Annotated in this window: 14 protein-coding genes and 2 pseudogenes; 11 read left to right on the top strand and 5 right to left on the bottom strand. The window is 72.8% G+C overall.

Going from position 1 to position 24,642, the window contains the following annotated elements:
* Nucleotides 1-24: 24 nt before the first annotated feature.
* Genes ligA through OG335_RS04455 form a run of 3 tightly spaced genes read left to right on the top strand, consistent with a single transcriptional unit; the run spans nt 25 to nt 3,351 of the window.
* Nucleotides 25-1,332, top strand: coding sequence for a protocatechuate 4,5-dioxygenase subunit alpha (gene ligA / locus OG335_RS04465; protein WP_405009666.1), 1,308 nt, complete (start codon nt 25-27; stop codon nt 1,330-1,332).
* Nucleotide 1,333: 1 nt separating this feature from the next.
* Nucleotides 1,334-2,308 carry a Gfo/Idh/MocA family oxidoreductase gene (locus OG335_RS04460; protein WP_405009665.1) on the top strand — a complete coding sequence of 325 codons (975 nt, stop codon included), beginning with the start codon at nt 1,334-1,336 and terminating at the stop codon, nt 2,306-2,308.
* Nucleotides 2,305-3,351: an aldo/keto reductase gene (locus OG335_RS04455; RefSeq protein WP_405009664.1), complete on the top strand. Its 1,047-nt coding sequence runs from the start codon at nt 2,305-2,307 to the stop codon at nt 3,349-3,351. The genes OG335_RS04460 and OG335_RS04455 overlap by 4 nt, the downstream gene beginning before the upstream one ends.
* A 130-nt stretch (nt 3,352-3,481) precedes the next feature.
* Here the strand turns inward: OG335_RS04455 and OG335_RS04450 are convergent, their stop codons facing one another.
* Nucleotides 3,482-4,135, bottom strand: a complete 654-nt coding sequence (locus OG335_RS04450; RefSeq protein WP_405009663.1) for a DUF1326 domain-containing protein — start codon at nt 4,133-4,135, stop codon at nt 3,482-3,484.
* Nucleotides 4,136-4,385: 250 nt separating this feature from the next.
* On the opposite strand from OG335_RS04450, the gene OG335_RS04445 reads away from it, so the two are divergent.
* The gene (locus OG335_RS04445; RefSeq protein WP_405009662.1) at nt 4,386-5,186 is read left to right on the top strand and encodes a DUF2182 domain-containing protein; all 801 of its coding nucleotides are present in this window, start codon (nt 4,386-4,388) and stop codon (nt 5,184-5,186) included.
* A gap of 506 nt (nt 5,187-5,692) precedes the next feature.
* On the opposite strand, the pseudogene OG335_RS04440 reads toward OG335_RS04445, so the two are convergent.
* The 4 genes and pseudogenes from OG335_RS04440 to OG335_RS04425 form a co-directional block, all read right to left on the bottom strand.
* Nucleotides 5,693-5,864, bottom strand: a pseudogene (locus OG335_RS04440) (pirin family protein); the annotation flags it as partial.
* A 56-nt stretch (nt 5,865-5,920) separates the two neighbouring features.
* Entirely contained in the window at nt 5,921-6,751 is an 831-nt protein-coding gene (locus tag OG335_RS04435; protein WP_405009661.1) for an SCO6745 family protein, read from the bottom strand.
* Nucleotides 6,748-7,290, bottom strand: a complete 543-nt coding sequence (locus OG335_RS04430; RefSeq protein WP_405009660.1) for a YbhB/YbcL family Raf kinase inhibitor-like protein — start codon at nt 7,288-7,290, stop codon at nt 6,748-6,750. The genes OG335_RS04435 and OG335_RS04430 overlap by 4 nt, the downstream gene beginning before the upstream one ends.
* A 97-nt stretch (nt 7,291-7,387) precedes the next feature.
* Nucleotides 7,388-8,106: pseudogene (locus OG335_RS04425) on the bottom strand (IS5/IS1182 family transposase).
* A 129-nt stretch (nt 8,107-8,235) separates the two neighbouring features.
* Here OG335_RS04425 and OG335_RS04420 point away from each other — a divergent pair.
* The 7 genes from OG335_RS04420 to OG335_RS04390 all read left to right on the top strand — a co-directional run bounded on the left by OG335_RS04420 (nt 8,236) and on the right by OG335_RS04390 (nt 24,630).
* Nucleotides 8,236-8,925: a GntR family transcriptional regulator gene (locus OG335_RS04420; RefSeq protein ID WP_405015305.1), complete on the top strand. Its 690-nt coding sequence runs from the start codon at nt 8,236-8,238 to the stop codon at nt 8,923-8,925.
* 296 nt (nt 8,926-9,221) lie between these two features.
* Nucleotides 9,222-9,791, top strand: a complete 570-nt coding sequence (locus OG335_RS04415; protein ID WP_405009659.1) for a GNAT family N-acetyltransferase — start codon at nt 9,222-9,224, stop codon at nt 9,789-9,791.
* A gap of 45 nt (nt 9,792-9,836) precedes the next feature.
* On the top strand, nt 9,837-11,966 hold the full coding sequence (locus OG335_RS04410; protein WP_405009658.1) for a WD40 repeat domain-containing protein: 2,130 nt from the start codon (nt 9,837-9,839) through the stop codon (nt 11,964-11,966).
* Between the two features lie 346 nt (nt 11,967-12,312).
* The gene (locus tag OG335_RS04405) at nt 12,313-13,014 is read left to right on the top strand and encodes a WXG100 family type VII secretion target (RefSeq protein ID WP_405009657.1); all 702 of its coding nucleotides are present in this window, start codon (nt 12,313-12,315) and stop codon (nt 13,012-13,014) included.
* Between the two features lie 140 nt (nt 13,015-13,154).
* A complete protein-coding gene (locus OG335_RS04400) occupies nt 13,155-15,248 on the top strand; it encodes a hypothetical protein (RefSeq protein ID WP_405009656.1) in 2,094 nt (697 codons plus the stop codon).
* A gap of 39 nt (nt 15,249-15,287) precedes the next feature.
* Entirely contained in the window at nt 15,288-16,019 is a 732-nt protein-coding gene (locus OG335_RS04395) for a hypothetical protein (RefSeq protein WP_405009655.1), read from the top strand.
* Between the two features lie 4 nt (nt 16,020-16,023).
* Entirely contained in the window at nt 16,024-24,630 is an 8,607-nt protein-coding gene (locus OG335_RS04390; RefSeq protein WP_405009654.1) for a hypothetical protein, read from the top strand.
* The last annotated feature ends 12 nt before the right edge of the window (nt 24,631-24,642 follow it).

The raw sequence follows: 24,642 nt of genomic DNA, 5'->3' as shown, positions 1-24,642 counted from the left end.
CCACCGCACGAACGGAGCCCCAGCATGCCGCTGGACAAGACCTACAAGCTGGTCCCGGGGACGACGGTCTTCGACGCCGAGCAGTCCGCCAGGGGATACCACCTCAACCAGTTCTGCATGTCGCTGATGACCCCGGAGAACCGCGAACACTACCTCGCCGACGAACGCGCCTACCTCGACGCGTGGCCCCTGCGGGAGGAGCAGAAGCAGGCCCTGCTCGACCGCGACCTCAACGCCGCCATACGCGAGGGCGGCAACATCTACTTCCTCGCCAAGTGGGGCGCCACGCTCGGTCTCTCCTTCCAGCAGATGGCGGGCTCGATGACGGGCATGACCGAGCAGGAGTACCGCGCCATGATGGCCGGCGGCGGCCGCTCCGTCGAAGGCAACCGGATCGACCACGCCGTCCTGGAGGCGGCCCACGCCGACCCGACCCCGCCGGCCGAGCACGCCGGGATCACCGCCGCCGTCTTCACCTCCCACGTGCCGGCGATCGGCGCGGCGATCGACCACCACAAGACCGACGAGCCGTACTGGAAGCCCGTCTTCGACGGCTACGCCTACTCCAAGCAGTGGGTGCGGGACAACCTCCCCGACGTCGTCCTCCTCGTCTACAACGACCACGCCAGCGCCTTCGACCTGTCGCTGATCCCGACCTTCGTCCTCGGCACCGGCGCGGCCTACCCCACCGCCGACGAGGGCTACGGCCCCCGCCCCGTCCCGGGCATCGAGAGCGACCCCGACCTGGCCGCGCACATCGCCCACTCGCTCATCCGCGACGACTTCGACCTCACCCTGGCCAACGAGATGACCGTCGACCACGGCCTGACCGTCCCCCTGTCACTGATGTTCGGCGACGTCGAGCGGTGGCCGTGCAAGGTGATCCCGTTCCACGTCAACGTCGTCCAGTACCCGGTGCCCTCGGGCGACCGCTGCTTCCGGCTCGGCCGGGCGCTGCGCCGGGCCGTCGAGTCCTACGGCCGGCCGCTGAACGTCCAGGTGTGGGGCACCGGCGGCATGAGTCACCAACTGCAGGGCCCCCGCGCCGGCCTCATCAACCGCGCGTGGGACAACGCCTTCCTGGACAGGCTGGTCGACGACCCGGCCGGACTCGCGCAGCTGCCCCACCTGGACTACGTCGAGCAGGCCGGATCCGAGGGCATCGAACTCGTCATGTGGCTGATCGCCCGCGGCGCGATGAGCGACGTCGACGGGACCGGAGCGGTCGAGGTCAAGCACCGCTTCTACCACGTGCCGGCGTCCAACACCGCCGTCGGCCACCTGATCCTGGAGAACCAGCCGCGGGCCGAGGCGCCCGCCGAGGAGGAGTGACATGAGCCACCAGAAGACCGTCCGGGTCGCCCTGGCCGGAGGAGGCGCCTTCGGCGCCAAGCACGCGGCCGCACTCAGGCGGATCGACGGCGTCGAGGTGACCGCCGTCGTGAGCGGCACCCCCGACAGCGCCCGGAAGTTCGCCGCCGAGCACGGCATCGGCCGCGGCGCCGCCACCCTGGACGAGGTACTCGCGGCCGACGACGTCGACGCCGTCATCCTCGCCACGCCCACACCCCTGCACGCCGGGCAGACCATCGCCTGCCTCGAAGCCGGCAAGCACGTGCAGGTCGAGATCCCGCTCGCCGACTCCCTCGCCGACGCCGAGGCGTGCCTGGCGGCGCAGCAGCGCACCGGCCTCGTCGCCATGGCGGGGCACACGCGCCGCTTCAACCCCAGCCACCAGTGGGTCCGGCAGCGGGTCCTCGCCGGGGAGTACCGCATCCAGCAGATGGACGTGCAGACGTACTTCCTGCGCCGCACCAACCTCAACGCGCTCGGGCAGCCCCGGTCCTGGACCGACCACCTGCTGTGGCACCACGCCGCGCACACCGTCGACCTGTTCGCCCACCAGACCGGTTCGCCGATCGTGCAGGCCCATGCGATCCAGGGCCCGGTCCACCCCGAGCTCGGCATCGCGATGGACATGTCGATCCAGCTGCGTGCGGAGAGCGGCGCCCTCTGCACGCTGTCCCTGTCGTTCAACAACGACGGGCCGTTCGGCACCTCCTTCCGCTACATCGGCGATACCGGCACCTACCTCGCACGGTACGACGACCTGTTCACCGGCAAGGACGAACCCATCGACGTGAGCCGGGTCGACGTCTCCACCGACGGCATCGAACTGCAGGACCGCGAGTTCGTCGCCGCCATCCGGGAAGGCCGCGAGCCGAACGCCTCCCTCGCCCAGGTACTGCCCTGCTACCGGACACTGGACGCCCTCGAACAGCAGCTCACCGCTGCCACGAACCCGTGACCGCGGCGCCGACGGCCGCCCCCGGCCGCACCCCGCGCCGCATCGGGCCCTTCGAGGTCCCGGCGATCGGCCTCGGCTGCATGAACCTCAGCCACGCCTACGACGTCCCACCCACGCCCGAGTCCGCCGAACGGCTCCTCCTGACGGCACTGGAGGAAGGCGTCACACTCTTCGACACCGCGGCCCTCTACGGCTTCGGGAGCAACGAGGAACTCCTCGGCCGCGCACTCGCCCGCCACCGCGACCGCATCGTGCTGGCCAGCAAGTGCGGGATGACCGGCGTCGACGGCCGACGCGTCATCGACGGCCGCCCGGAGACCCTCCGCCGCACCGCCGACGAGGCACTCGCCCGGCTCCGCACCGACACCATCGACCTCTACCACCTGCACCGCGTCGACCGGCAGGTCCCGGTCGAGGAGAGCATCGGAGCGATGGCCGACCTGGTGGAGGCGGGCAAGGTGCGTGCGCTCGGACTCTCCGAGGTGTCCGCCGCCACGCTGCGCCGGGCGCACGCGGTGCACCCGATCGCCGCGCTGCAGAACGAGTACAGCCTCTGGTCGCGCAACCCCGAGCAGGGCACGCTGGACGCGGCACGGGAACTCGGCGTCGCCCTCGTGGCCTTCAGCCCGCTGGCCCGCGGCTTCCTCACCTCGGCGCCACCCGACCCCGACCGCCTGCCCGCCCACGACATCCGCCGGGCCATGCCCCGCTTCGACGCCCGTCACTACCCCGCCAACCTGGCGATCCGGCGAGAACTCGACGGGATCGCCAGGGAGGCCGGCTGCACGCTCGCGCAGCTGGCGCTGACGTGGGTCGTCTCCCGGGCGCCCCACGTGGTCGCCATCCCCGGCACCCGATCCGTCGCGCACCTGCGGGAGAACCTGTCCACGCTCCACCTCGACCTGCCCGGCGAGGTCCTCGACGCGGCAGGCCGGCTGCTGAACGCCGCGACCGTCCACGGGGCGCGCTACAACGAGGCCACCCTGGCCGAGATCGACACGGAGCGGTGCGTGCCGGGTACGGCCGACGGCTCCGGCCCGTGATCGGTGGTGACCGACCCCGTGATCGGCGGTGACCGACGGTGGCGGCTTTCGCCGGCCTGGCGTGCGCGACGTCAGGGGGTGGTTCCGCCGGTGAGTCCGCGGGGCGAATCCAGCCGTACAAGTCGGCGGTTCAGTCAGGGCCGATCCAGTCGAACGGGAAATGCTTGCTGGATCTGCCGCTGCGGTTCCAGCTGAAGCCGAAGGCGTCGGCACGGTCGGTGGTGGCGCGACCCCAGGTGGCGATCCGGCCCGGCCCGACCTCGGCACCGGGGGCGTTGTGGACCTGCACGCGTCCGCCCTCGGGGGTGGTGGGGCCGGTGAGGGCTTCGGCGCGGGCGGTGACCCGGCCGGGGATCTCGACGCTCCACGCCCCGAGGTCGTCACTGATCTCAACGGTGATGGGGGCGACATCCATGCCGCGCACCTCGGTCGTGGTGAGCTCGCCGAACCGCTTCGGCCACCCGCCCACCTGACCGCTGAAGATCGTGCCGAGTGCGGCGCGCTGTTGGTCGTCGGCGCGCTCGTCGATGAAGAAGGCGGCACGCGAGTCCGTGGCGGCACCCGCCCAGATGTTGCCGGTGAAGGACCCGAGCATCACGAAGTTCAACCCGTCGAGCGGGACGTCCCCGTACCGGCCCTCACGGATGTGCCAGACGAGCACGCCCTCGCAGTCGCCCTCGGTCGGGGGCTGGGCGAAGGTGCAGGGGCAGGGTATGGCGCACTTGCAGGTGTCGAACCAGTCGCCGACCAGGTGCCAGGCCGGGCTGGTGGTCACGTCGGTCATCTCTCCGACCTCCTCACCCCCCGTTGTCGCACGGTTCCAGGAGTGACGGGGCTGTCCGCACGAAAGCCCGCAGGCCACGTCGGCGGAGCGGCCTCATCTCCAGCGTGCACCAATTCGGCATCGCCCGGTATCCCTGCGCGGCCCGCCGCCCGTGATCGGTGCTGTCCCGTGTGTCGCCGCGCGGGATCGCGACCGGGTTTTGCCGTCGGCGCACGTGTGCTGTCCTGGAAGGACCAGGCAGGAGAGCAGCATGCGTACCGTCACCGTGGAGAAGCAGCCGCTGCGCACCGGGGTGCTGATGCCCGTCAGGGATCTGGCCCTCGCCTGGGGCCTGATCGTGGTGATCGCGGCCCTGGCCTGGCTGTTCACGGTCGGGCAGGCCCGGGGCATGGGGATCGAGCCCGGCACGATGGGGATGGCGCTGCCGCTGTTCCTGGTGCTGTGGCTGGCGATGACGGCCGCGATGATGCTGCCCTCGGTGGCTCCGGTGGCGGTGACCTGGGCCCGCGCCATCGGCCGGCGGTCGAGCGGCGCCGAGCGGGTGGTACGCACGACGGAGTTCCTCGGCGGCTATCTGCTGGTGTGGACGGCGTTCGGGCTGCTCGCGTATGCCGGCCTCGCGCTCACCGGCCACCTGGTCGAGCGCGATCCGGACGCCGGGAAGTGGATCGGCGCGGCGGCGTTCGCCCTGGCCGGGCTGTACCAGCTGGGCCCGCTGAAGTACGTGTGCCTGCGGCACTGCCGCAGCCCGATGGCGCAGCTGATGCGCTACGCGGGTTACCGGCCGCCGCTGCGGGACCTGCGGGTCGGGCTGCACCACGGCGGGTACTGCCTGGGCTGCTGCTGGGCGCTGATGGTGGTGCTGGTGCCGCTCGGCGTGATGAACGTGGCGGCGATGGCGGGGATCGCGGTGGTGATCTTCCTGGAGAAGCTGTGGCGACGCGGGCCGCTGCTGGCCCGGGTCGCCGGGGTGGCGTTCCTCGTGCTCGCCGTGCTGGCGCTGTTCCAGAGCTGGCTGCTGCCCGGGCTCACCCCGAGCGACATGATGTAGCGCTCACGGCCGGAGGGGCGGGCGCCGTAGAAACCGGCGCGGGAGACACGGAACGGCGCCAGGCGGTGCACCGGCGCCGCCCTGCTGGTTCCTGGGCCGGGCGTCCCTCGGCGTCGAGCCGCCGAGGCGTTCCGCCTTCCCGAGCACGCTGCCCGGCGTGCCCGGCGTGCCCGGCGGGGAGATCGCCGGCGTGGTCGGCCGTCCGGGCGGTGCCGCCGTCGCGCGCGCGGACCTTCGGACCCGGGCGGTGCCACTCGGCGCTCGTGGGGGAGGTTGGCGGGGCCGCCGTAGCGGCCGGCTCCCTCCATATGGGGGTGGAGGTCAGCACTGATACAGCCGGACCCTGTGAAACCCGGTCACACGTGAGACCGGACGCGCCTTGCGGGGTACGCGTCTCAGTCAGGCTGCGGGGTCGTAGGGCGGTCGGCGCGGCCATCGTGCGGTGCTTCCTGGCCGGTCGTTCCTGCGACCCTTCACGCGTACCTCGATGGGGGAGTACTTGCAGGTCAGCGCGCCCGTCCGCGCGGTTTCAGGGAGCGGGGGGAGCTCGGGGGCGGCGAGGCGGTGGCCGTCGTAGCCGTGGACGTCGCCGAAGTGGTCGCCCTGCCTCCAGTCGCGGCGGGCCTCGGCGATCTCGTCGTGGGTGCGGCCGATGAAGTTCCACCACATCGAGAGCTCGCCACCTTCCCGGTGTTCGATCGCCGTGGCGCCCACTTCTCGCGGATGGATCGTGATCAGCTCAGTTGCGCGTAGGTCCCGGCCGCAGTGAACGCCTCGTCGATGGGCTTGAGGAGCTCGGCCAGGCGGCGGGCGCCGGTCGCGCCGATCGGCGCCCAGAGCCCGGCGCAGTGTTCGTCGGTCTCGACCTCGATCCGCTCGCGCGCCGCGGTGCCCGCGTCGGTCGCGGTCCCGTCGGTCTCCAGCCAGCCGCGGGTGACGAGGCGTTCGGTGGCCGCTGCCCATTCCCCGTCGTCCCATTGCCGGGTGGCGCGCACGATCGGCGTCGGGAGCCGGCCGGTGGCGGTGTGGATGACGTTGCAGTCGCACGGTCCGAGGCGGTTGCCGGCGAGGACGACGAGGTGCGCGTCTCCGCGCCACTCGCGCAGCACGGTGACCTGCTGCCACAGTGCGGTCAGCGGGTGGGATGGCAGGGGGACGGATGCGTTGGCCGCGGCCAGCGGTTTGCCGGCGTAGTCGGCGGCGGTGACGACGGGGTCGATCAGCGATCGCGCCTCGGCTATCTGATCGCTCGTCAGGTCCACTCCGGCGCGCCGTAGCGCGTGCTCGGCGGCCGTGTAGCGGGCGGCCTGCCACCGCTCGGGCGGCGCGGCGTCCCATACGCCTGTCATCGATCGCACCGCCCGAGGGCTGAAGTTGTAGAAGGTCGCGAGAGTGACCTGCCACGCGACCGCGCCCATCGGTGCCGAGCGGAACGCGAAGTAGGCCGGTGCGCGGTCGGTCACGCCGAGATCGGCGGCCTGCTGGGCGGATTCCGGGACGAGGTAGATGAACCGGTGGGCCGCGTTGACGGCGAGGCTGATCTCGCGGACAGCTGTGATGTTCATGTGTACGGCTCTCGGCTCGGGGGTTCGGCGGTGGCGGTCGGCATCGTCCGGCCGAGGGCGTGGCCGGACATCGTGAAGCCCGGATGGGCCGGTGTGGATTCGGCCGGGATGCCGATGTGTTCGAGGTCCGGCGCGTGCGCCACGACGAAGTAGCGGTGCGGGCCGTGGCCGGCGGGCGTTGCGGTGCAGAGGAGGCGGGCCGCGCGGGCGTCGTCCGGCAGCCGGATGGCGCCTTCGGGAAGGCCCGAACCGGCATCGTCGCCGGCGCTTTCCGGGAGCCCGGCGACTGTGGCGGGGATGCCGGCCGCGGCCCGATGCCAGAAGCCGGTCGGGGCGTCCGGGGCGTGGACGGTCGCGGCGAAGATTCCGGTGCCCCCGGGGGCACCGCTCCAGGACGGCTGCGGGCATGCGTCCTTGCCGCCGGGGAGACGGGCGGACATCTGCCCGGGGCGCAGGGCCGCACCCTCGGGCACGATCGTGCTGGTGACGGTGAAGTTCGCCGCCCCGGGGCGGCGGGCGAACGGGTCGTTGACGCTCATCGATCATTCCCCTTCACTGGGGCAGGCTCCTCAGATATTAGATCATAGCAAGGATAATCGATTATCTTGCTTTCAGGTGGACCGACCGACAAATGGATCACGTGAGGCGTCGGGTGGTGGAGCGGCCGTCCCGGCGGTAGCGGCTCGTCGAACGCCTGATGAGCGTGCGGAGCGTGACGAGGTGGCGGCGAGGCGGAGGTGGAAGTCCACGACCTCGCCGTTTCTCCCAATGCGGCGCCGGAGCTTGCCGTAGTCGTTCATCCATGAGTGCGTTCGATCGCCCAGCGCTTGCCGGCCTGCTCCCCGGCCACTACCGGGGTGGGGCCGAGCCGAGCAGTGGTGAGCCGTGGCAGTGCACGCCGTCGGACACGATCCCCAGCGGGACCCCGCATGCGTCGGAGGCGGCCGAGCGCTTCAGCCCCTGCTCGCCCGGTCGACGGGCGAGCGTCCTGCCTTCTCCCCGCCGGACGGAGCCTTGGTGATGCAGCCGTCGACCGGGATGTCGCCGAGGTCGAGACCGATCACGCGGTCGGAAGCCCTCAGGTCGATCCGGTGCAGACTCCGCGTCATTCCCATCTGAGCCCAGAGTTTGACGTGGTGCCTGATGGCGCGGTCGGAGCATCCGGGCGAGGAGATCCGCTCGTACCCGGAGCCGTGGACCAGCGCCTGGACGACGCGGTCGAACACGACATGGTCCGGGATGCGCTGCCGATGGCAGCCGAGCGGATGGCCGGGGTCGAACTCGGTCCGACCGGGCAGCAGGGCCCTGAACCGGCCCCAGGCGGGTTCGAGCAGGCAAGAAGGCAGCGCGGGCACAGTCGTCCTTCGAGATCACAGAGCGTAGGGAGCTCAATGATCACGCGGGCCCTGGGCCCGTTCTGCCGCCACTTTCCGTCATGGCCGCCCCCCGCGCCCACTGCCGGTCGCTCATAGACTGTAGCCGTGATGCAGACGACCGATGGCCCCGACCGGGCGGGCAAGCAGATGCTTTCCGAACGGGTTTACGACCGGCTTCGCAAGGACGTGCTGCACGGGGTGTTCGCTCCCGGGGATCCCCTCAAGCCGCAGGAGTTGGCGAAGCAGCAGGGTGTCAGCCTGGCCGTGGTGCGGGAAGTCCTGGTTCGACTGGTCGGGGAGGGGCTCGCCACCCGGCTGCCCAACCGCGGCTTCGCTACACCGGCCCTCTCCGACCGCCGCTGGCAGCAGCTCACCGAGGCCCGCTTGACCGTCGAACCGGACATGCTGCGCATGGCGATCGAGCGCGGCGACCTCGAATGGGAGACTCGCGTGCGCGCCGCGCACCACAGACTGGCGCGAACCGCGGAATTCGACCCCGAACAGGGCGAGTACTACAGCGACGCCTGGGCCGAGGCCCACCGTGGCTTCCACCGCACGCTGCTGGAAGGCTGCGGAAACTCCATCCTGCTGGAGACCTTCGACCGGTTGTGGACGGCGAGCGAGATGGCCCGCCGTCTGGCCAGCCACCACACCCCCGACCGCTCGGCTCCTGATGAACACGGAGACCTGGAGCAGGCCGCCCTCGCCCGCGACCCCGCCGCTGCCACCGACACGCTGGTTCGGCACCTGAGCCGCACCATAGCGGCCCTGTCTCCGGCCACGGGCACCTCGATCTGACACGCACGGATTCGCCATGGGTCACAAGCCGCTGCCCGGGCTGCTCCCCGCACCGCCGCACCGCCGCACGGCCGCACCACGAGGAGTACGCGAACGAGCGGGCCGGGTGGGCGGCGGACGTGGAGCGGCGAACCCCGCGACAGAGTCTGCGCGGCCCCGCCCACGGTCGGCCGGCGTCCCGCTGACGTGCACGAACGCCCGACGCCCATGGTTGACTTGACGGACGGTCGAGCGGCGGGGGAGGGTACGCCCGGCGGCCCGGGGAGGGCGGTCCGAGCAGACGGACAGGGGGAGCGATGCTGGCGCTCGCCGGAGTGCGGGACGAACCGATGGCGGCCGACGGGCTGGTGCTGCGGAGACCGCGCCCCACCGACGCGGCCCTCGTGCACCGTGGCACCCACGACCCGCTGGTACGGGAGTTCCTGCAGGCCGTGGTCCCGCACCGGGACACCGCCGCCGCCGAACAGTGGCTGGCCGAGATCCCGTCGATGCTGTGGGAGACCGGCCGCGCCGCGTACTTCACCGTCGAAGCCGCGGACGCGGGCGAGCCCGTCGGGTGGGCCGAGCTGGTCAACCTCGACCCGGAGCAGGAGCGTGCCGAGGTCGCCATCTGGCTGCTGCCCGAACACCGCAGGCTGCGCACCGCCAAAGCGGCCCTGCGGCTGGTCTGCCGCTTCGGCTTCGAACGGATCGGCCTGCGCCGGATCGACGCCTACGCCGCCGCCGACAACATGCCCAGCCAGCTCACAGGCGCCGCGATCGGCTTCCGCCGGGCCGGCTACCGCCCCGCGCTGTTCCGCAGCTCCCGCACCCACCGGCTGCACGACGCCGTGCACGCGACCCTCGTACCGGAAGACCTCTGCTGATCCACGAGGCTCCCAATCTCCCTGCACCGAAATAGGAGTGACGACATGTCAGGAACCGTACGGCTGGAAGACGGCAGCGGCGCCGAACTGCTGATCACCGCCGACGGCGGGTTCCGCGCCACCCGGGAGGACCGGGAGCGGACCGGGCGGATCGACCCGGCGCTGATCCGCCGGGTGCTCGGCGGGACCGGACCGGCCGCCACCCCCGTCGAGACCTCCGCCGGCGCGCGCCGGCTCACCGTCCAGGGCCAGCCCGGCCAGGCCGACCGGCAGTGGACCGACGGCACCGCCGAGCCCGTCCCGGCCTCCGCCGCCGTGCTCGGCGCTCTGCTCGACCAGGTCCTCGGCGAGCCCGGCGACCCCGCCGCGCTGGCCACCGCGCTCGCCCGCACCGACCCGTCGGCCGGGACCGCCCGCAGCGCCGCCGCCGTCGGCACCGTCGCCGGCCGGGCCGCGTATGCGCTTGTCGAGGCCGACGGCGCGTTCGGCCTCACCGCGCTGGACGACGCCGCCCCGCTCGGCGGCTCGGACGCCGACGCCGGGCTGGCCCCCACCGCGGTCGCCCTCGGCGAGGCCGGCGGGCGCTCGCTGTTCGCGGTCGGCAGCACCGACGGCTCGGTGCAGGTCTGGGACGCCGCCACCGGCCACGTGGTGCACGGCACCACCGGCGGCGAGGGCACCCAGGCCGTCGCCGCGCTGGTCTGCCGGGACATCCCGGTGGTGTTCTCGGCCGGCCAGTCCGGCGACCTGCGGGCCGTCCGTGCCGACGACGGCCGGGTGCTGGGCACCCTGTCCATCGGCGGCCACGGCGCCACCGCGCTGCGCGCCGCGCACTGCGCCGGCGTCGACCTGCTGGCCGCGGCGTCCCCCGACGGCACCGTCCGGGTCTGGGACGCGGGCACCGGCGAGCAGCTGCACCTGCTGGTCGGCCACCGCGGCGAGGTGCAGGCCCTGGCCGTGCTCACCGTCGAGAACCAGGCCGTCCTCGCCTCCGCCGGCCAGGACCGCCGGATCCGCCTGTGGGACCTCGCCACCGGCCAGTCGGTCGCCGAACTCGACGGCCACACCGGCACCGTGACCGGCCTCGCCTTCACCACCCTCGCCGACCGCCCCGTGCTGGCCTCCTGCGCGCTCGACGGCACCGTCCGCACCTGGGACGTCTACGACGGCCGCCCGCTGCACGGCTGGCCGGCCGGCGAGTGGCTCACCGCCCTCGCCGCCATCGAGGACGTGCTGTACACCGGCGACGAGACCGGCCGGATCACCGTCTGGGAGGCCGCCACCGGCAAGCCCGCCGCCACGGCGGTGCCGGCCGGGCGCCCCGGCAGCCCGCTCACCGCGCTCGCCGCCGGCCCGCTGCACGGCCGCCCGGTGCTGGTGGCCGGGTTCGGCGACGGCGTCGTCGCCGGGTGGGACGCCGCGACGGGCGGCCAACTCCTCGACCTGGCCGGCGAGGGCGGCCCCGTCCACACCCTCGACCTCACCGCCGACCTGCTGGTGTGCGGCACCGCCGCGGGCGCCGTCCGCAGTCACCGCCTCGCCGACGGCACCGCCCACCCGCTGCCCGTCCCGCACGCCGGGCCGGTCGCCGGGATCGCCTTCACCCCCGGCGAGCAGCCGCTGCTGGCCTCCGCCGGACGGGACGGCGTGCTCGCCGTGCGCGACGCCGCCACCGGCGCCGGCCACCGCCGCTTCGCCACCGGCCGGGGCCCGTTCACCGCGCTGGCCGCGACCGTGGCGAGCGGCCAGCCGATCCTGGCCACCGCCGGCGAGGACCTGACGGTCCGTCTGTGGCACGCCGGCAGCGGTGCGGCCGGCCCGGTCTGCGCCGGCCTCCCGGGCCCCGCCGAGGTGCTGTCCTTCGCCCAGATCGGCGGCCGCCCGATGGTGATCGCGGGCGCCGCCGACGGCACCGTGCTGCTCTGGGACGTCCAGGACGGCAGCCGCACTGCGGAGTTGACCGGCGGCGGGGCGGCCGTCCGGGCGGTGGTCGGCCGCGAGTTCGACGGCGAGGCGCTGCTCGCCGCCGGGGACGCCGCCGGCACCCTGCGGCTGTGGCACCTGTCCAGTGCGACTCTGCTCAACGAGGCAGTGCTGGACGGGACTCCGCTGGCGATCGAGCTCGACGACGCGGGCCTGCGGATCGTCACTCCGACCGGGGCGGTCACGCTCTGACGCGGATTATCCGCAGAGCATTCACGATCGACCCGGACTGGACACTTCCGTTCTTCACTCCCCTTACGGGTTCATGCCGTGAATTTACCTGATGCATGCTTTCCGGTCCCTGTCGCGACTTGATGCTCCGTGAAAATGGTGCCGGGGTGACGCATCGTCGCCCCGGCACGCCCGCGCCGGTGGGAGCGCTCCCAGCAGCGAGTTAGGGTGGCTACGACATGGGCCGGTGCGGGCATGGCACGGCGTGTCCGGGCTGCCTCGGCCCCGGGACCTCGGCGTGCCCGGTGCGGGCCGCCGGTGCAAGGGCGCGCCGACCGGGGGCAGTGGAGTGCGGGAGGGTGTGCAGGTGGCGGACCAGACGGTATGGATCGACCTCGGCGAGGTCGAGGCGGCGGCCAAGAAGATCCTCGGACTACTGGGTGAACTGAAAGGGCCGGCCAACAAGTTGTCGGCCGCGGTCAAGCAGGTGCAGGAATCCGTCTACGGAACCGACCTGCTCGGCAAGGCACTCCAGGGCAGCGGATCCTCCGTCGGCGGCCTCGCCCAACACCAGGAACAGGTCCTCGAAGGCATCCGGACCCTGCTGCAGAACGCCACCGCGGTGGGGGAGAACCTGCAGAGCATGGTCGCCCGGCACCGCACCAACGACGACGAACATGCCACCTCGATCGGCCGGATCGCCGACACCGGCACCATGCCTGTCGGCCCCCAACTGGCCGGCCTGACCACCGGCGGAACGGCGCAGGCCACGCCGGCGTACGCGGTGCACGGGCGACTTCTCGGGACGGAGCCGATGGAGGAGCTCAGGCCGCGAATGATGGAGGGGCGACGTCTCGAGCCGCAGCCGATGGTGCAGGCCACGCCGCAGCACATCGGGCACCGGCCCATCGAGGACCCGTCCGTCCTGGCCCCGCCGCCCGCCGTCGAGCCGCTCGGCAACACCGACCCCGGCGTCGAGTACCACGACCCGGACGCGCCCACGCTCGACTACAACCCGCCGAACCCGTTCGTCGGACCGGACGGGGTCTGGATCGGGCCGATGGTCTGACGGCCCCGGCCCGCCGGCACCGCGCGTCAGCACCGCTCCGCACCAAGGCCGCCCGGCCACCGGCTGCGCCACCCCGACTGTCCGGTGGCGCCGGCCATCTGCTCCGAACCCGACTGCCTTTCTCCGGAGACCCTCCCGTCATGATCGAGCTGCCTGCCGACCTCGCCGAAGTCCTCAAGACCCTCCAGAGCAACGAGAGCGGCGGGGACATCCTCTTCCCCGACGGCGACGAGGACCTGCTCGCCGAGCTCGCCGCCTCCTGGCAAGCCTGGAACGAGGTGGCCGAGACCCACGTCAAGGCGATCGTCGAGGCCGCCAACCTGGCGCTGGCCAGCATGTCAGGCCCTGCCGCCGACAGCTTCCAGCAGTACCTGCAGAAGTTCGCCGGCGGGGACGGCTCGCACGTCACCACCACGCTGTTGTCCGGACGTGCCGTCGCCGAATCGCTGGGCGGCGCCGCCAACTCGGTGACCAACACCAAGACCGAGATGGTGCGCGAACTCCAATACGCCAAGGACTACATGGAGCAGAACCCGGCGGGCAAGCACGACGACATCGCGGAGTCCGAAGGTGTCAAGCAGGCCGTCACCCTGTACCACCAGTACATCGGGCAGGTCGGCAACAACATCGACACCATGCTCCGGAAGAGCGCCGGGAACATCACCGACATGGCCGGCATGGGTCAGACCTGCGCGCTCAACGGGACCTCCGCGAACGGCGGTTCGGGCGTGGGCGGGGTTCCCGGCGCGATGTCCGGGACCGCTGGGGCGGTGCCGGGCGGCCTGCTCGGCCCGGTGGGCGCCAATGGTGGTGCGCTCGGCGGTGTTCCGGGCGGCGCGCTCGGCGGTGTTCCGGGCGGTGCGCTCGGCGGCTCCGCCGACCCGTCCGCCTTCTCGCTGCCCGGCGTGGACGGCAGCGGCGTCGGGCTCGCGGGCGGTGCGGACGGCGCCGGCGGTACGGGATCCTTCGGCGGGATCGGGCCGGTCGGTGCGCCCGGCGCCTCGGGCGGCAGCGGATCGTTCGGCGGGGCCGGGTCGTTCGGCGGCTTCGGACCGGTCGGCGGCGTCGACGGGTTCTCGGGTTCCGGCGGCAGCGCGGGCGGGAGCGGCGGCGGCTCCGGCCTGGCGCCCTTCACACCGTTCACCCCTAGCATGCCCGACTTCGGCTCGGGTTCGGGTTCGGGCTCCGGTGGGGGCAGCGGCGCCGTGTTCACCCCGCTCTCCACCGGCTCCGGCAGCTCGCTCAGCCTGGCCGGCCTCGGCGACCTCGGCACCGGCGTGTCGGGCGGCGGCTACACCCCGAGCACCAACATCGGTTCCGGTCTCGGCGTCGGCCTCGGCAGCGGCGGTGGCCCCGGCGGCAGCTCGACCGGCAGCCTGGGCAGCGCCCTGGGCTCGCTCGGCATCGCCGGGGGGAGCGCCGCCCACGGCAGCCTCGCCCCGTTCGGCGGGACGGGCAGCAGCCCGTTCGGCCTCGGCACCGCGAGCGGACGCGGCGTAGGTGGCGTGGGCGGCGGCGCCGGCGGAACGGCCGGTCGCAGCGGCGCCACCGGCACCGCGGGCATGGGCGCCGGCGGCCACATGCCCGGTATGGGCGGCGCGGGCCGCGGCGGTGGCGGCAAGGAGGGCAAGAACGGCCACCGCTTCGTCCGCCCCACCCGGTTCGGCGGCGAGGGCGAGGACGAAGAGGAGCTGTACGGCGACGCGGGCATCCTCGGCCAGGCCACCGACGTCGACCCGCGCGACCGTCACTGGCACCGGGCCCGCCGCCGCTGGCTCGACAACGCCCACGCCGACGGCACCTTCGCCGGGCCCGAGCCCGTCGCCGCCCAGGCGGCCCCCGCCGGCCCCGCGAGCGAGAACGAGGTCATCAGCCAGTTGGCCGGCGTCCTGCTCGGCGGTGGCGCGGCGGCCGACACCGGCACCGGCACCGGCACTGCGAGTGCCGACACCACGACGACGGCCGGGTCGACGATCCGTCAGGACACCTCCACCGCAACGACGGAGACGCCCGCCGGCACGGACGACGCCTACCTGGAGCGTTCGCGCAGCGCCGCCGCCCGGCGCGGGCACGGCGACGTCCCCGAGGCCGCACCGGACGCCGCGGCATCCGCCGCGGGCGGCGAGGCGGCGGCGCCGCAGCGGGCCCCGCTGCGCGAAGAGGGCGGCTTCCAGGTGCCCAGCCCGTTCCTGCGCGCCGCCCTCTCCCGGCTGGCCGCCCCCGCCGCGGACTGACCGCGCGCAGCCGTCGCCCCGTACTGACGAAGGAACCCGATGAGCAACGACGAGCAGGCCTCGTACGAGACCGAGGCGCGGACCGAACCCGTCCACGCCGCACACCTGGTGACCGAGAGCGTTCCGCTGGAGCCGATGGAACGCGGCATCCCGATGCAGCAGGCGACGGCCGACATCCCCGTCGAACCGTTGCAGGCGGGGCAGGTGTTTGAGCGGCCGACGGCGGGCATTCCTGTCGAACCGTTGCAGGCGGCGTCGGTGATGAGGCGCGGCGTGGCAGCCGCGCCGTCGGAGCGGACCGCGGCGACGGTCCACAAGAGAAGTGCGGACGGCGGCGGTTCGGGGAACGCCGGGTCGGGCTTCCAGGTGAATCCTTCGCAGTACCAGGCGGCGGTGTCGCCGATGCTGGCCGCGTCGGAGCAGGTGGGCAATCTGTACCGGTCGTTGAGTGCCTTCCTGCCGTCGCTGGAGGCGCAGCACCCGTGGGGCAATGACGAGTCGGGCAAGAAGTTCGCCGAGGGCGACAAGGGCTACCTGAAGTACAGCAAGGACACCCTTGAGGTTCTGAAGGGCCTGCCGGAGGCGTTGAAGGGAATCGCCGACGGTCTGAAGGCGATGGCGCAGAGCTACCAGAACGCGGACGAGAGCGTGATCGCGGACCTGAACGGGATCGACGAGGGCCAGGCGCCGATGCCTCTCGCGCCGGTGATGCCGTCCAGTCCCGTGCACGTCCCGATGACCCCGCGGATCACCCAGAGCGGAAGGCACTGACCCGATGGCTGTCGAACTCCCGGAGCCGCTCCAGTGGGTCCTGCTCCTGCTCGCCGGAACACGTTGGCCCGAGGCCGACGAGGACCAGCTGCGCGACATGGCCGACCGCTGCCGCAGGACAGCCGAAGGCCTCAAGGACGCCGCGCAGAGTGCCGATGCCACGATGAAGCGCGCGCTGGACGGTCAGAAGGGCACCGCCGCCGAGGCGTTGGGGAAGTACTGGGAGAAGTACTCGGTAGGCAAGGGCACCGAGCAGGACCCCGGATACCTGCCCGGTGCGATCAACTCGCTCAACGGCATGGGCGACATGCTGGAGCAGGTCGCCAACTCCGCGGAGACTGCGAAGATCCAGATTATCGCGCAACTCGGCATCCTGGCTTTTGAGTTGGCGACCGCAGAGGCCGAGGCCCCGTTCACGGCGGGCGCCTCGCTGCTGCAGGTCCCCGTGATGATCGGGGCGAGCAGGCTGGTCGTCTCGCAGCTGTTGAAGCAGCTGATGAAGGAAATGGTCGAGATGGCGGTCAAGCAGGCCGCGCAGATGGCCGCGATCAACCTGCTCGCCCAGGGCATCGAGTTGGCCGAGGGCCACCGCAAGAGCATCGACATGAAGGAGCTCGGGCAGAACGCGCTGGGCGGTGCGGTCGGCGGCGCGTCGGCGCATCTGATCGGCAAGAGCATCGGCGCGGCCGGGAAGAAGATCGGCGCGGAGAACGCGCTCAACACCACCGCCGGCAAGATGGCCAGCGGTGCGGCCGTCGGTGTCGGCGCGGACGTCTCCACCCAGCTGATCACCACCGGCAAGGTCGACGGCGACTCCCTGCTCGGCTCCGGCCTGTCCGGCGGCGCGGGCGCGGGTCTGCACGCCGGCGCCTCGGCGTTGAAGGGCCACGCGGCCGCTCCCACGCCGGCCGAGCCCCCGAAGCTCGACCTCCCCTCCACCTCCACCGCGGGCGGCCACGACGGCCCGTCCACGTTCACCAAGTCCGACACCGCCTCCGGCGACAGCGCCTACCACGGCCCGTCCGGGACGACTTCCGGCGGCAGCGGCAGCGGTGGCGCGGCGACCGGGACCGCCGGAACCGGCACGAGGACCGGGAGCGGCGCGGACTCCGCGGGCGGCGCGGGCTCGTCGGTCGGGCACGCCTCCGCGACGGGCGCGGGCGAGTCGAAGGTGAACGGCCTGACACCGTTCGGCTCCGGCCGCAGCACCGGAACCGAGACCACGGCCGACACCACGGCCGGGGCCACCGCGCACGGGACGACCGCGCACGGGACGACCGCTCCGCCGGTCCAGGAACAGGCGGGGACGCACGTCCAGGAGAACATCGCGCCCCACGCCGACTCGCGGACGGCCGCACCCAGGACCGAGACCGAGCCGACGATGGTGCGCTCGGAGCGCCCGGCGACGCCGCTGGCCAACGAGACGACGCCGCCGGCCAACGAGACGACGGTGCAGGCCCACGAGTCGGCGGTGCCGCGTCAGGAGCCGGTGTCGACCGGCCCGACGCCGGAGCGCAGTGCTCCGCAGGTGCACGAGTCCGCCGCGCCGCGCGTGGAGCCCGTCACCGTGCAGCCGCGCGAGTCGGCCGCCCCGGTTTCGGAGCACGTCACTGCGCAGCCGCACGAGAATGTGGTGCCGCGTCAGGAGCCCGCAGCGCAGGTGCACGAGAGCGTGACGCCACGTCAGGAGCCCGCGGCGGCGCCCTTGCACGAGTCGGCGGTGCCGCGGCAGGAGCCGGTGTCGACCGGCCCGACGCCGGAGCGCAGTGCTCCGCAGGTGCACGAGTCCGCCGCGCCGCGCGTGGAGCCCGTCACCGTGCAGCCGCGCGAGTCGGCCGCCCCGGTTTCGGAGCACGTCACTGCGCAGCCGCACGAGAATGTGGTGCCGCGTCAGGAGCCCGCAGCGCAGGTGCACGAGAGCGTGACGCCACGTCAGGAGCCCGCGGCGGCGCCCTTGCACGAGTCGGCGGTGCCGCGGCAGGAGAGTCCTGCGTCTACGAGCGAGACCGTCGCTCCGAGGGCGGCGGAGCAGGCTGCCGGGTCCATGGCTGCGCAGCAGTCCGCGGTGCCGAACCTGTCGGGTGTGGTCGGCAACGCCGCAAGCCTGGCCGGTGCCGGCGGCACCCACCTGGACGGCGGCACCCGGGCGGCGGCCGCCCCGGCACCGGCGCGTCCGGTCGGGCCTGAGCAGATGCCCGGCCAGGTGTTGCCGGACGCGGTCCCGGACGCCACGCCGTCGTCGACCGCCACGCCGAACCCGATGACGGGCGGCGGGTACATGCCCGCTGCGGCGACCGGTGGTGCGGGCACCGCCGGACGCGGCGGGGCCGGAGCGTCCGGCCGCACGACGCCGCCAGGGACCGTCCCGCAGCAGGTCGGAGGCCGGGAGGCCCCGGCGGCCGGTCCGGTCCGCACCGAGTCCGGTGGCGGCACCATCCGCTCCGGCGCGGGCCGTACGTCCGACACTCATGTGCCGTCCCCGCCCCCGCCGCCGCAGCACCAGGCGGTCGGCACCTCGCGGACCCTCGGCGATCCGAACGGTTCCGCACCCTCCACGTCCCGCACCGGCCGGACCGGAGACGAGCACCTGCCGCCGCCTCCGCCGCCTGCGAACACGCGGCTCCGCCCGATCGACGAGCCGCCGACCGCCGCCGAGTTGGCGCAGTTGCACCAGCACCCGGGCGGCCCGGCACTGATCCACCCGCCTGCGGCGGATCCGGCGGCACTGCGCCGGTACAAGGACGACAACAAGTTCACCTTCCGGCTGACGGGGGAGCTGGGGACGGCGGCCAACTCCCTTCCGCACAGCTCGTGGGGGCGGCACGACTCGGGCAGCCGGTTGCCGGACGGCAGGCCGGACGTCAAGGTCAGCCCGTACTCCCAGTCGTTCAAGTCGCACCTCGACCCGCTGACCCTCAAGGCCTTGCACCCGCTGGCCGCCAACGTCATCACCCCGCCCCTGCGCAACGAGCTCGGTCCGGAGGCCATGGCCTTCCAGGGCAACCAGGTGCTGGAGGCGGCGGGCAGCCTGGACTTCCGTACGCAGGAGCACTTCCAGCAGCAGGAGGTTCGCCGGAACGTGCTGGAGCGGCTGGCCCGCCAGGATTCGGAGCAGGCCTGGCAGCCGGTCGGCGCGCAGCGGGTGGCGGACCACCTGGACGGCTCGACGTCCGCGATGGACGGCGTGAACCGGCTGTTGGGCGGGCATGACGGCCGCCCCGGCTTCGACGGGATCGTGCTGGGCGAGGCGCACAGCCAGTCGCCCAGCTGGGGCTTCCTCAACGAGAACATGCACGAGCTCAAGGCCGCGGGCGTGGACCGGATCTACGTCGAGTCGCTCCGCGACGACGCCTTCCAGCGGGACCTGGACGCCTACCAGCGCCCCGGCGGCACCATGTCCCCGAACCTGGAGACCATGCTCCGCACGTACGACCGTAACCTGAACTCCCCGGCCGGCAACGGCCTGTACGAAACCGTTGTGCGGGCGAAGGCCGAGGGGGTGACGGTCCACGCGGTGGACGGCTACCCGGCGCGGCGGCCGCACGAGCCCGGTCCGCAGGCCTTGCAGGAGCGCGCGCGTCTGCTCAACTCCTACATGAACCACGCCATTTCGAGCGGCGGGTCCGGCAAGTACGTGCTGGTCACCGGAAAGGCGCATGTCCACGAGCATGCGACGAGCTCCGAGCACCGGATCCCCGGTGTGGCCGAGATGCTGGGTGCCCCGGCCGTGCGGCTGACCGACGCCGGTCGGCCGAACCCGAACGGTGCGCCGCACGACGCGTCCACCGCCACCGACTCCGGGAACCTGCGCCTTGGCCATCTCCCCCCGGAGCCGACCGGACACAATCCGGCGAACGCGGCCCAGCACCGCGGCGACGACACTCCGTCCGTGCCGCACCTGGGCGAGGGCAGCCCGGCGCAGTCGACCCGGAGCCTCGGGGGCGACGACCCGTTGGCCCCGCCCGTCCCGCCGACCCGGCACAGCCCGGCCGGGACCCCGCAGTCCGGTGGCCGACCTGCGGCCCCCACGACGCCGGGCACCGACCACAACACGCCGTCGACCGCCGGTCACGACAAGCCGTCCGGCACCGGCTCCAACGCACCGGCGACCAGCGCGCACGACCGGATCCCCGGCCGGCAGGAACAGGCGCGGGACACGGAACTGCGGCCGGTGACCGGCGAGTCTCCGGCGTACGACGCGGTGGATCAGCCGGGTCACGAGCAGTCGGCGGTGGCGGTGCCGCCGGCCGGTGCCGACCGGCTACGGCAGGACCTGCCCGGGATGTCGCCGGAGCAGCGGGCCCAGGAGCTGGCCAACCTGTCGCCGGAGAACCGGCGTTGGCTGGCCCGCGACCCGCAGACCGTGGACTCGTTGAAGGCGGGGCTGCCGCCGCGCGAGTTCGCCGACACGGCCGCCCAGCTGATCGTGCACGTCGATCCGCGGGCGGAGCAGGCCGCGTCCGCGCGGCACGAGGCGCAGCAGCAGGTCGCCCGGCTGCTTCAGGACCCGGACACGGCGGCGCGGCTGCTGAAGAACGGCGCGGACGTCGTGATCGTCCCGAAGGACGTCCGGATGCCCGAGGTCCCGGAGCTGCACAGCCTTCGCGGGGTGCACAACGACGGCGAGGCGGGCAGCGGCCGCGGGTACGACGACATGCGCGGCTCGGGCGGCCGGCACACGGCTGTCACCGAGGAGAACCTGCTCGGCGAGCGGACCCCGATCGGGCAGGTCGGCCACTACCAGGACGGCTACTCCACCACCACGCACGAGTTCAGCCACACCGTGCACCAGTTCGGTCTGGACGCGCACGACCAGACGCTGATCACGGATGTCTTCGACCGGAAGAGCGCGGACCCGGCCGCCAAGTGGCCGGACGGCCCGCTGCGCGGGGCCGACGGCGAGAAGAACTACTCGGCGCGCGACGAGATGGAGTACTTCGCCCAGGTCAGCAACGCATACCTGGGGACGAATCACGGAACCGACCCCTTCACCCACGAGGCCCGCAACAACGGCGCGGCCTGGGTGCGGGCCAACGAGCCCGAACTGCTGCCGCTGCTGCAGAAGTTGTACGGGTCGAACCCGGCCAAGCTGCACGACCGCCAGGCCAACCCGGTGAACGCCACCGACGCCGACAACGCCATGTACGAGGGTCTGCGCGAGTTCACGGAGAACGTCGAGGGCACCACCGGCGTCCGCGAGCAGCCCGCACCCGAGGCTCCGCAGGCCCCCGCTCCGTCCGCTCGACAGCGCGGAGCCGCGCAGGGCGAGCGTCTGCCGCCCACGGCACCGCCCGTCAGCGGCGACGACCACGAGCACAAGATCGATGGCGAGAAGGCCTTCGACACCATCGCCACCTTCCTGGACAACTCTCCCGAGTTCGAGCAGGTCCGCAGCGAACTGGAGGGGTACGACCGGCCCCCGCTGCTGCCGGCCGACACGGACGTGATTCTCGACCAGTACCGCAACGAGAAGTTCCGGCACGTGGATGTGCTCTCGCGAGGCGTGGATCCCGCCCTCGCCAAGGTCGACGGCGAACTGGCCGAGGTGCAGCAGGAGCTGAAGACCGCCCACCCCGATCAGAGGGCCGAACTCGACGACCGGCACGCCAAGTTGCAGGCCTCGCGGGACCTGCTGCAGGAGCAGCGCGACCGGATGGCGATCTTCGAGCACGAGCGGCTGAAGGACCGGCTGACGGGCAACGAACTGGCCGTACGCACCCGGGAGCGCCAGGAAGCGGAGCTCCGGGTGCTGCCGGGCGCCATCAAGCGGATCGAAGCGGAGGAGGCCCGCACCAAGGACCTGCTGGATGAGGCCAAGGCGAAGGACGCGGAGGAGCAGAAGCAGGCGAAGGCCAAGGGAAGGACGCCCTCCAGGGTGTTCTCCGACCGGGTCAAGGATCTCGAGAGCCGTCAGACGGCGTTGGAGGCCGACCGGACGCAGCGTGAGAAGGCCGTGTCGGACGCCGGGGCGGCGGTCGCGCTGCCTGCCCCGGCCGCACAGTCCTCGGCGGGGAAGTCGACGTCGGACCCGATTCCGATGCCCGGCTCGCCCGAGAAGTCCGCTTCGACCGGGAAGTCTTCCGCGTCTCCGAAGAAGAAGACCGGGCAGGACGTCGCCGAGGAGTGGAAGCGCTTCGAGGACAACTACCGCAACGCGTTCGGATACTCCGGCCACTCGCTGATGGAGCAGCAGCCGCACGCTGAGAAGATCGTGCAGCGGCTCGACTCGAAGGGCAACGTCAGGCTGACCGAGGCGTCGGTCAACCGCAACCATGTGATCGCCGACTACATGGTGCACAAGTATGTGACGGCAGCGGTGTTCAAGGCCCGCTCGCTGGACGAGAACAGCCGGGCGGCCGCTTCGGATGCGTTCGGCGACTTCGTCACCGTGATGGCCCCGGACCGCCACCGGATCCTCGACACGTACGGAACCAACGCCGCGGCGCGACTCAAGGCGGGAGGCTCGGAGGAAGCGGTGCTGGTGCGCCGTGACCTCACGGCCACGGCGGCCGACGTCGACCTGAAGGCCACCTACGGCAACGAGGAACTGCCGAAGGCGTTCGACACGGCCGGGGTCGGCGACCGCCGGAGCGCCGACGACGCCAGGGAGAAGCTGGAACGCGAGCTCAAGCGCAACGGCCTGGACGTCCCGGCGCGTGAGCAGCTCGACGCGTTGGCCGCCGCGGTGGGCAACGTGCACCCGGCCGGCCCGACCCGCGAGCAGGTGGAGGCCGTCCACGACGCGATGGGGCAGCTGGAGACGAAGGTCAAGGGGCAGGCGGTCGAGGACCTCGCGCTGGTCAACGGGGTCATCGGTCCGCGGATGCTGGACGACACGGTGTCTGCGCTGCGTGACGCCGCCGTCCGCTCGGACGGGTGGCTGACGCAGGACGACCGGAACCGCCTGGCCGGGCAGCTGGACGACCTCGCCGGCCGCCCGCTGCCCAGCGGCAGCAGGCAGGTGCTCACCGACACGGCGAACGCCTTGCGCGAGAACCGGTCCACCCAGGCCGATCTGAACCGGCTCGCCGATCAACTTCCGGGTGAACGCGCTCAGCTGCGGACGAACGAGATCGATCGGCGGATTGCGGAACTGGGCGACCCGACCAAGGACACCAAGCGGCCGAACACCAAGGCCGACGACGACCGGGCGGCCGCGGAGAAGAAGCGGGACGACCGCGAGAAGGAGCTGGCCGATGCCGTGCTCCAGAAGCCGATAAGGGAAGCCGAGCACGCTCAGGCCAAGCAGCAGGCCGAGACCTCCGCGAAGATCGCCAAGGCGAACCCGACCGACGCCGTCGCGAAGAAGAGGGCCGAGGACGACGCGAAGGCGGAGAAGACCGCCAGGGACGCGGCGAAGAGGGCCCGGGACGAGCCGGAGAAGGCCGAGGCCAGGCTGGTCACCGCCAGACGGGACCTGGAGACCGTCAAGGCGGTCCAGGCGCGGGTGCAGGAGGTGTACGGCCAGGAGCTGCCGGCCAACACGCCGGGCGGCAAGCCGCCGGTCGCGAAGGCGAAGCACGCCGCGGCCCGGGTGGCCTGGACAGTGGCCGACGTGGAACTGGTCGGCAGGCAGTACGGCGGCGTGTACGCACGCGCCGGCGCGGGAGGGAACCACCCGACCGCGATGTTCGACCGGGCGCTGACCGCCAACCTCGACGACGTACCCGCACTGATCGAGGACATCACCGCCGGGCTGTCCAACAGCGGCTCCAACCTGCGCTTCGGCGACGAGACGGTGAACAAGTGGATCCAGAACTTCCTGGACCCGCACATCATCCGCGACCCGGAACTGCTGACCGCCGTCGCCCACGGTCAGCTGCCGCCCGAGGCGCTGTACGCGCCGCACACCGCCGACCTGGTGCAGGCGGTGCGCAGGCTGGAGGCCGGCGGACTGGTGCCGCCGGAGCTGCGCGACATGATGGCTTCCAAGACCCAGGCCGACCTGGAGCCGAAGCCGAACGCGACCCAGAGCCCCAGCTCTCGACTCATCGTCGACGACCTCGCGGTGGTGTCGAATGCCGCCCCTGAGCTGCCGGTGTCCTCCTCCGGAGACTTCGCGGCCCGCGCCGACGCCAACCAGCTGCCGGCCGATCGGTTGGGCCGGCTGGGCGGCGAGGACCTGTACAGGCTCGACCGGGTCCAGCAGCCGGGCGACCACCCGACCGCCGGCGCGACCGCGGACCCGGACGCGATGGTGATCGACTCCAGCCGGCCGTCCTCGCAGCCCGCGCACGCCCCGGACGGGGACACGGTGATGGCCGACGCCTCGGGCGGCACCACGGCGCGTCCCGACCTGAAGCGCGGCCGGGACGAGATGGACCCGGACAGCGACTCCGACTCCGACGGTGGCGCCCGTGTGCCCAAGATCCGCAGGCAGCTGGCCGGCCTCGATCTGAACGGACCGACCCCGCCGCCGCCCCCGCCGCCGTCCACCCCCCACAACGGCGGCACCCGCGGTCTCGGCAGGGTGCTCCCCCCGCCGCCCCCGCCCGTCGCGCACAACAGCGGCACCGGTGGTCTCGGCAGGGTTCTCCCGTCGCCGGCGCCCCCGATCACTTCGGCCGGCGAAACGTCAGCGACGGCCCACGAGATGAGGTTCCCCCGATGACCTGGACAGCCT

Source organism: Kitasatospora sp. NBC_01539 (assembly GCF_045040525.1).
In the GTDB taxonomy this organism is placed as follows: domain Bacteria; phylum Actinomycetota; class Actinomycetes; order Streptomycetales; family Streptomycetaceae; genus Kitasatospora.
Note: the sequence above shows the minus strand (reverse complement) of the source record. Positions and strands in the feature narration are given on the sequence as shown.